The organism is Streptomyces sp. NPDC101490, from assembly GCF_044767145.1.
Taxonomy (GTDB): Bacteria; Actinomycetota; Actinomycetes; order Streptomycetales; family Streptomycetaceae; genus Streptomyces.
Genome location: NZ_JBIWNI010000051.1, coordinates 1 through 7,105 on the forward strand (window position 1 = coordinate 1; position 7,105 = coordinate 7,105).

Below are 7,105 nucleotides of genomic sequence, written 5' to 3' on the forward strand. Positions count from 1 at the left end.
GTCAGGTCCGATGGGTACCCACCCCCAACGCCGCTCACAGAGAGTTCAACGAGCCCTTCAGCAACGGGACACGGCAGATCTCAAACGCGGTCTGATGGAACGGTGCACCACCGTCGACCGTCTGAGCGACCTCGCTCCCTCTCCTCGGTCACCGGCTCCATCCGCACCCGGCCTCTCCTCCACCAGCTCATGCCTTTGGCCGGTGGTGCCGCCAGAGCGCCCTGCCTCCGTCGATGTCAACGACCGGGTACACGGCTCCGGAAGCAATGGCGAGCATCATGATCCACAACGGGGGCCCGGCACCGTCGGCTCCGAGGGCGGCAACGGCGCCGCCCTCTCCGCCGAAACAGCCCAGGAGTTCCGCGATCACCGATGCGACACTCGGCAGGCGACAGTGGCAGGAGGGGGAAGAGCCTTCCACATCGACCGTTACGGCTGGTCGGCCGCCGTCGACAGGTGGTGCCATCCGTGTCCGCAGGCGCCCTTGCAGTACGTCTCCCTGCGCCGGGTGTCGGCGACGGCGAACACGGCGACGAGTACACGGAACGCCGTCACGTGTTCGGCGGCGGGGAGGTCGGCGAACCCTGTGCGGGGCGGATCCATGCAGATCATGACCGAGGGGTTGGCCGTGGGCTTCACCCCGGAGCGTGCCACGCCGACACGGCCGTCCGCGGCAGTGACATGGGCCTGCATCGCGTAGCCGCCGACCTCCCGCAGCACCTTCTGCCTATCCATCAGGGAGAGGCTGGAGAACCAGGTTGTCCCTTCGTCCGGAGTGCGGCGCCCCTGGGCTGTCTCGTTGACGACCTGCTCGGTCTCCCGCCGGAGCACGCGGTCGTCCTCACCACCCGTTTCGGTCATCTCCTGATCATTCCACGCTGCCGGTTGGGGGCGTCCGGTTCGGCTGCTGCCCGTCCATGGGCGACAGCGCGCGTGCCATGGTCTGGGCGCGGTGGGCCTCACCGTCGTACGGCGGTTCGGGAACGGTCTCGGTCGGAGGTGGGGGGGGGGGGGGGGGGGGGGGGGGGGCGCCCCCCCCCCCCCGGGGGGGGGGGGGGGGGGGGGGGGGGGGGGGGGGCGGCCCCCCCCCCCCCCCCCGGCTCGGGCGGGAGCGCTGGTGCGCGGACGCCGGGAGCGGCCGCGCACCAGCTCCCGATCAGGCGGTGTGCAGCGTGAGGCCGTAGCGGCCGAGGATCTCGTTCACGGGCTGGAACCAGGTCTCGCCGCCCGAGGAGCAGTTGCCCCAGCCGCCGGACGTGACGCCCTGGGCCTGGTCGCCGCTGATGAACGCGCCGCCGGAGTCGCCGCCCTCCGCGCAGACGCTGGTCTTCGTCATCTGGTGCACGGCGCCCTGGCTGTAGTTGACCGTCTCGTTCTTGGCGAGGACGGTGCCGCAGCGCCACTTCGTGGTGGAGCCCGAGCGGCAGATCGACGTACCCACGGGCGCCTCGGCCGAGCCGCGCACCAGCCGGTCCGGGATGGCTCCCCAGCCGAGGACGACGGGCACGGTCCACCAGCCGCTGTGGATGCTCACGTACGCGTAGTCGTTGCCGGGGAACGAGGAGCCCTGGAAGGTGCCCATGGCGGAGTTGTCCCAGCCGCGCACCGACGCACCGGCCTGGCCGCAGTGACCGGCCGTCACGAACCCGCCGTGCACGGAGAAGCCGATCGAACAGCGCACGTTGCCGGTGTAGTACGGGTCGCCGCCGACGGTCCCCGCCGCGTAGGTACGGGGCGCGGTGGCCGCCTCGGCGACGGTGACGGGCCCGTTCGACCGCGCCTGGTCGACGAAGGCGCGCACGGCGGGGGCGTCCCGCTCGGCCCGTACGACCGTCACGACGACGCTGTTCGCCTTCGGGTCGACGTGCCAGCCGGCCACGCCCTTCGGCGCGGAGAGCCCGTCGAGGCGGGCCTTGGCCCGGTCGAGGACGGCGGCGCTGTGGCGGACCACCCGGGTGTCGGCCCCGAGCGCCCGCACCCCGGCCTCCTCGGCACGGTCGGTGAGCGCGACGACGAGCCGTCCCGAGGAGGGGTCGAACCACGAGCCCGCGTACGCGCCGCCCGCCGTCTGCCGGGCGGTCTTCTCAAGGCCCGTCGCGGCCTTTTCGGCGCGCAGCCGCTCCTCGGCCTGCGCCGAGGTCAGGCCGAAGTCCTGCCGGAGGGCGTCGAGCAGCCCGGCCGAGGCCGCCGGGGCGGCGGACGGGGACGGCTCGGGGAGCGGGGCGGCGTTCGCGGCCCCGATGTGGGCGGCGCCGAGACCGAGGGTCAGCAACAGGGCCGCGACGGCGGAGCCGAGGGGGGTGGTGCGTTTCACGAAACCTCCTGGTGTGGGGGAGTCGAACGCGTGAGAGCGCTCTCAGAACGCGCGTGGCTCGTACGCTAGTGGCATTCATTTGGCAGGGCCATACCAAAACGCGACAGCGCTCCTCGGCCTCGCGCTGCCGTTCCGGGCCGCCCCGGGGCGGCCCGGCGGACCCCCGATCGTTCGGCGGCCCGTTCCACCCGGAGCGGTCCGAAAGGCTGGTGGTCCGCTGCGCGAGGTGCGGGTCGAATCGAGCGCCGGCGCACGTGAGGTGCGTGTCAGCCGCGTCAGGGGAGACGCTTCGTCGCACGGGCTCCGGTGGTCGACCGGGGACGGCCGAGGTCGGTCAGAGGCTGTGCGGGGCAGGGGGTGAGGGTGGCCGGGTCGGTCGTCCCCATGTTCGCCTCGTCAAGACACTCACCTCGCCGAGGGGCGGGCGCTCTCCGGCCCGGGTGCCGACCATGCCCGGTGCCCGGTGCCCGGTGCCCGGTGCCCGGTGCCCGGTGCCCGGTGCCCGGTGCCCGGTGCCTCAAGCCCCATGCCGCCGTCCGCCACGCGACGAAGGGCAGAACGGTCCGACCGGCAGCGCAGGCCCCTGCTCGTCTTCGCCGGTCACCCGGCCGAGGCCCGGCTCAACTCCCGCCCGCGTCGTAGACCCTGAAGGCGTCCACGTTGAACCAGGCGCGCTGGCCGCCCTTGGACGTGACGGTCAGCGTGTGCTGACCAGGGGTGAGCCCACGGGCCCGGTAGAGCACCCGCTGATGCATGACCGCGGCGCTGTACGGGCGGAGCTCGCTTCCCGCGGCGCCGTCGAGAGTCACGGAGAGGGTCGGGTCGGAGCGGCCGGTCGTACTGAGGAACTCGATGCCGTCGCCCCAGAACGTGAAGGTCACCGCGCTGTCCCCCCAGGCCGCGTGCACATCGCCGTCGTAGTCCTGGGGCCGGTTGTCGTAGTGCTTCCATCCGCCCTTGTACTCGACACGCCAGTCGGTGTCGTTGAACACCCGCACCGCGGGGCGCGCGGTGGAGCAGTAGAAGGAGTCGGTGAAGACGCGGCACAGGCCCGCCCTGGCCTTCGGGTGGTCCATGAGATCGTTGTGGACACCGAGGTAGGCCCCGGCGGCCAGGACCGCCGCTCCGGTGTTGTCCTCTCCTCTCGCCCAGGTGATCCACTTCTCGCCCTCGCCGTAGACCGGCCTGGCGGGGTCGCTCATCAGTGCCCGCTCGACCTTGAGGTTGAAGGAGTCCGGGTAGCCCGATCTGTCGTTCCACAGTCCCTGGACGCGGTGGAAGTCACGCAGGGACGGGATGGCGATGTCCGGGACGACGCTGGTGCTCGCCAGCACGGACATGGGGTTGAGGGTGCCGTCGTGCAGCGCCTTGCTGTCCGTCATCAGCGGGCCGCCGTGCTGGTAGGTCCCGTCGGGGCCCGTGGCCGAGTTCAGCCCGAAGGAGCCGTCGGCGTAGGCGGGGTAGTCGCCCGGGTGCGCACGGTACTGGTCGGAGACGAACAACTGCTGCGCGCGGATGCGCTGTTCGGCGTTGTGGCGCCAGTCGACGCGCGGTCCGGTCCGGTTGTCGTCCTTGCCCAGGCGGGCCCAGTCGATCCAGCCCTGCATGTAGGTCGCGGTGAACAGGGATCCGGACCCCGTGGCGTACCCCTCGTACTGCTTGTACCGGGCGAAGTGGTACTTGTCCACCGGCGACCACCACACCGAGGGATCCACCGGGTGCGTGGTCGACATGAGGGCCGCGCTGTTGACGTTCAGCGCCTCGTCCGTGGCTCCGTACCAGGAGTACGGGGACAGGCAGCCCTGCCCCTGGGGCCCGGGGACCTGGCCGCCGTCGCACCGCTGTTTCACCGGGGCCCAGGACAGTGACAGGTGCCTGCCCTTGTCGTTCCCGGCGTCGACCAGCATCTCGGGCCAGCGGACCCGTTCCGTGATGGTCCGTGCCAGGGCGGCCAGTTCCTCGTCCTGGTTCCAGAACTGGTTCACGGTGTAGGCGCCTTTGACGATCAGGGCGGTCGTGTCCACCCCCACCGAGGCGCCGACGCTCATGGTGCCGTCCCTCTCGAAGAACTGCGGGTAGAAGCCGTGCCAGCTGCCGCGCCGTGCGTAGTCGGCCGGAGTGTCCTCGGGCTTCTCGGTCGCGGCGAGCTTGCGGAGCGTGTTGACGGCCAGGCGGTGCCCGAGGTCCTCGGTGATCCAGCCGCGTCGCACGGCGACCGGGACGGCTGCCAGCAGCCAGCCGGGGCCACCGCTGGTGTACATGCCGTCGGACCACTGGTTGCCGGCCTGTACCAGCCCGTTGTCCCAGCTGTAGAAGTCGAGCAGCCGCTGGAAGGCGCGCTTGCCGACGTGGTCGACGAACTGGTCGGGATCTGCCCGGTCCGCGTCCAGGACGGGGGCGTCATGGGAGACCAGGTCGATGTCGTCGAGATAGTAGGTGCCCTCCTTGACCGTGTCCCGCGGGCCGTCCTGGTCCTCGGCGCGCACGGAGAAGTTCACGTGGCGCAGATCGCCGCGTGGCGCGGGCCCACGGGCACCGTCCTGCCACACGGAGTGGTCGGCCAGGTCGAGCGGCAGGGAGACGGTCTGCCAGCCCGGGTCCGCGTCGTCGATCTCCACCATGTGGGTCGACCTGTAGTCACTCTCCCGTCGTCCGTCGCCGGTCAGGGTGACCAGCACGCGCTGTACGGACCTGGTCAGCCCCGAGCCCCTCACCTTGAAACGAAGCTCGTCCAGCCTGACGGGCCTCTCCGTGGCCGGGTCCAGGTGCCGGAAGAAGTTGTCGGCGTCGATGGACTCCCGGGCGGTACTCCCGTCGCCCCAGAACGCCTCGGTGTAGCGGGCCGACGATCCGGGCCGAAGCCGGTAGTGCTGCGCGGCCGCCCCTCCCCACTCTCCCGACCTGGGCGTCTTCGTCCATGTCGTCCGTCCCTGCCGCCTGTCCACTGGCCAGTTGTAGCCGCCGAATTCGTTGCGCCAGGTGATCTCGTCCACAGGGCGCGGCTTGCCCGAGCCGTCCACCTCACCCGGTCGCCAGCGAGGCATCCCGTAGTCCGCGAGCCGGTACGCCACCTCGCCGCGCGGCAGAGGAGCGGTCACCCGGCCACCGCCTCCCGCCTCACGCACTCCGTGGGCCCCACCCGAGAAGACAGCCGGTTCCCCCTCAGCGGCACCAGCGGTGCCGAGGACCGCGAGCATCAGTCCGGCCCCGCCTACGGCTCCCCAGCGCACGACCCTCGGTACGCGCTTCATCAGGCTCTCTCACCCCTGCCTCCGTGCCCCGCAGAGATCGCTGAACAGACTCTGAGGAAGCGGGGCGGCACGAAGCTAGCCCGTAGAAACCTCCTCGCTTCCTCATGACGGCCGGGAGCGGGGCGCGTCGCCGAGTATTCACCCGGACCCCGCAGAGGACTCCGTGAAATCGCCACAGGAAGCGGGAAGCGGGAAGCGGGGAACGGGTGACGGAGGGCGCGTAACGGGGCCGGGGCCGGTATCGATGCCGGTGAGATCCCCCGCCGCCCGCTGCGGCAGACCGTGACGGTGTTTCCCGTAGCGCCCCCGCCCTCCGCGATGCTCCCGCCGAACGCTCAGAGCCGGGGACGCCCATGGATCGGACCGGTGGACCCCTGGTGCGGGCACGATCGCTCTCCGTACCGTCCGATTCCGCCGTATTGCAGCGCCTGTTCGATATGACGGGTGGGTGAGGGACGGAGGTCCCTGCGTGCAGAGGCGCACCGCCCCGGCCGTAAGTCCTGAACAGGGGTTCGCGCCCCTGTGGGGCCACTCGTTCTTCGACGTCGGGAATCATGTTCATCTAGCCTTCAGTGGCATGAACGACATGCCCACACTTCCCGCCCGCAGTGTCGCCGTGGTCCTCGGTACCCGCCCCGAGCTGGTCAAGCTCGCCGAGCTGATCCGGGTCCTGGGCCCGGCCGCCCGGGTCGTGCACACCGGCCAGCACTACGACGACGCCCTCTCCGGCGACTTCCTCGACGAACTGGGACTGCCCGAGCCCGAGTACCTGACGGGGGTCGGCGGGCAGCCGCGCGCCGTGCAGGTCGCCGCCGCGCTCGCCGGTCTGGACGAGCGGTTCGCCGCCGATCCCCCGCTCGCGGTCGTCGTCCAGGGCGACACCAACGCCGCGCTCTCCGGCGCGCTCGCCGCCAACGCCCGCGACCTCCCCCTGGTCCACGTCGAGGCGGGCCTGCGCAGCCACGACCGGGCCATGCCCGAGGAGCACAACCGGGTCCTCATCGACCGGCTCGCCGACGTCCTGTGCGCCGCGACCCCCGACAACCGTTCCCAGCTCCTTGCCGAAGGCGTGCCCGATCGGCGGATCGAGGTGACCGGCAACACCGTCGTCGAAGCCGTCCACGACCACCTCCCGCCGCCGCAGGAGCGCCGGAGGATCCTGGCTGAGGACGGACTCCGGCCGGACGAGTACGTGCTGGCGACCATCCACCGGCCGGAGAACACCGACGACCCCGCTGTTCTCGCCGTCATCCTCGCCGAGCTCGCCGGGCTCAGCCGTGATCTTCCGGTCGTCATGCCGCTCCATCCGCGTACCCGTTCACAGATCGGCGCAGCCGGTCTCCAAGCCCTGCTGGACAACGTTGTCAACACCTCTCCCGCCGATTACGGCACCTTCCTGGCGCTGGCCCGGCACGCGGCCCTGATCGTCTCCGACTCCGGCGGCATCCAGGAGGAGACGACCGTCCTCGGCCGTCCCCTCGTCGTCGTCCGCCGCTCCACCGAACGGCCCGAGTCCCTCACCGACTTCGCCGACCTCGTC

General features: G+C 71.5%; 4 protein-coding genes. 1 reads left to right on the forward strand and 3 read right to left on the reverse strand.

The window, feature by feature from the left end; genetic code table 11:
* Positions 1 to 429: 429 nt before the first annotated feature.
* The 3 genes from ACIRQY_RS35565 to ACIRQY_RS35575 form a co-directional block, all read right to left on the reverse strand.
* A complete protein-coding gene (locus ACIRQY_RS35565) occupies positions 430 to 861 on the reverse strand; it encodes a DUF5958 family protein (protein ID WP_403932994.1) in 432 nt (143 codons plus the stop codon).
* A gap of 295 nt (positions 862 to 1,156) precedes the next feature.
* Complete coding sequence (locus ACIRQY_RS35570) at positions 1,157 to 2,314, reverse strand: S1 family peptidase (RefSeq protein ID WP_403932997.1); 1,158 nt, start codon at positions 2,312 to 2,314, stop codon at positions 1,157 to 1,159.
* Between the two features lie 620 nt (positions 2,315 to 2,934).
* Complete coding sequence (locus ACIRQY_RS35575; RefSeq protein WP_403933000.1) at positions 2,935 to 5,412, reverse strand: glucoamylase family protein; 2,478 nt, start codon at positions 5,410 to 5,412, stop codon at positions 2,935 to 2,937.
* A gap of 730 nt (positions 5,413 to 6,142) precedes the next feature.
* On the opposite strand from ACIRQY_RS35575, the gene wecB reads away from it, so the two are divergent.
* A partial coding sequence (gene wecB, locus ACIRQY_RS35580) for a non-hydrolyzing UDP-N-acetylglucosamine 2-epimerase (protein WP_403933003.1) occupies positions 6,143 to 7,105 on the forward strand: 963 nt, incomplete at its 3' end.

Excerpts from the sequence above, each read along its gene's own strand:
- ACIRQY_RS35565 (WP_403932994.1), bottom strand. The coding sequence starts at position 861 with ATGACCGAAACGGGTGGTGAGGACGACCGCGTGCTCCGGCGGGAGACC.